The organism is Pseudomonas sp. P5_A2_2 (assembly GCF_054177685.1).
Genome location: NZ_JBGCUL010000935.1, coordinates 1 through 1710 on the forward strand (window position 1 = coordinate 1; position 1710 = coordinate 1710).

At 60.7% G+C, this 1710-nt stretch carries 3 protein-coding genes; all 3 read left to right on the plus strand.

Annotated elements, in window-relative coordinates:
* On the plus strand, positions 1–182 hold a 182-nt coding region (locus ACXRVY_RS27490; RefSeq protein WP_458238778.1), incomplete at its 5' end, for a hypothetical protein.
* Between the two features lie 196 nt (positions 183–378).
* Positions 379–1584, plus strand: coding sequence for an acetyl-CoA C-acetyltransferase (locus tag ACXRVY_RS27495; RefSeq protein ID WP_458238779.1), 1206 nt, complete (start codon positions 379–381; stop codon positions 1582–1584).
* A 24-nt stretch (positions 1585–1608) separates the two neighbouring features.
* A partial coding sequence (locus tag ACXRVY_RS27500; protein WP_458238780.1) for a hypothetical protein occupies positions 1609–1710 on the plus strand: 102 nt, incomplete at its 3' end.

The window sequence follows — 1710 nt, forward strand, 5'->3', positions numbered from 1 at the left end:
GTTATTTCCTGATGCCTGCCTGCATATCTCCATGTTGGCAGCGCGTTGCACTTCCTGTAGTGACGAGCGTCTCGGCAAAACCCGACGACAACTTCGTACAAGTGAACCTTAGAGCCCGCGCTGCGCTTGGTTTAGATCCATTTCATATGGAGTTGTTACTATTCGCTTTAAAAAAGGTATGAGGCCTATTGCCAGCTTCTTTGGCGCCCGTTGGCTAGACAGCTTGGTGTCTTGAATCGGTTAATCCGGTAGCTGACTACCGTCCGTCTGAGCGTGAGCGTCAACGTCAGTGAGCGCTAAGGTCATTGAATCAATCGCGGCTCGGGCCAAGAGTGAGCGCTCGGTATTTACCCACCTGCACTGTGGTTCGAGGACGTCATGACCCAAGCATTGATTTTCGACGCGTTACGCACGCCCCGTGGTAAAGGCAAGGCCGACGGCGCCTTGCACAGTGTCAAACCGGTGAATCTGGTTGCCGGTTTGCTCACCGCACTGCAACAGCGCATGGCGCTGGACACCAGCCAGGTCGATGACGTGGTGCTCGGCTGCGTGACGCCGGTTGGCGATCAAGGCTCTGACATCGCCAAAACTGCTGCTCAGGTGGCCGATTGGGATGTCAGTGTGGCGGGGGTGCAGATCAACCGTTTCTGCGCTTCCGGGCTGGAGGCGGTCAACCTCGGCGCAATGAAAGTGCGCTCCGGCTTCGAAGACCTGGTGGTGGTCGGCGGTGTCGAGTCGATGTCGCGGGTGCCGATGGGCAGCGATGGCGGGGCCTGGGCGCTGGACCCGGCGACCAACCTGCACAGCCACTTCACGCCACAGGGGGTGGGCGCCGACCTGATCGCCACCCTTGAAGGCTTCAGCCGTCAGGACGTCGATGCCTACGCGCTGCATTCCCAGCAAAAGGCTGCGCGTGCGCGAGCTGACGGTTCGTTCAACAAATCGCTGGTGCCGGTGCAGGACCAGAACGGCATCATCCTGCTCGACCACGATGAGTTCATCCGCGCCGAATCGACCCTGGAAGGCCTGGGCAAGCTCAAGCCAAGTTTCGAGATGATGGGGCAGATGGGCTTCGATGCCACCGCGCTGCGGGTCTATAGCCACGTCGAGCGGATCAATCATGTTCACACCCCCGGCAACAGTTCCGGGATTGTCGATGGCGCGGCGCTGATGCTCATCGGCTCCGAAGCCAAGGGCCGGGCGCTGGGCTTGCAGCCCCGGGCGCGGATTGTCGCCACTGCGGTCACCAGTACTGATCCGACCATCATGCTCACCGGCCCTGCGCCGGCGACCCGCAAGGCGCTGGCCAAGGCCGGGCTGCRGGTCGAAGACATCGATCTGTTCGAGGTCAACGAGGCGTTCGCGTCGGTGGTGTTGAAATTTATCAAGGACATGGCCGTCGACCCGGACAAGGTTAATGTCAACGGTGGTTCCATCGCCATGGGCCACCCGCTGGGTGCCACTGGCTGCGCGATTCTCGGCACGCTGCTCGATGAACTGGAAGCCCGACGCCTGCGTTATGGCCTCGCGACCCTGTGTGTCGGCGGCGGCATGGGCATTGCCACCATCATCGAACGCCTCTGAGCCCGGACTTCAAGGAACCCAGTTATGAGCGAAGCCATTCGTTACGAAAAAGGCCAGGACCAGATCGTGGTCCTGACCATCGACATACCGGGCCAGAGCGCCAACACCATGAACGCGGTGTACCGC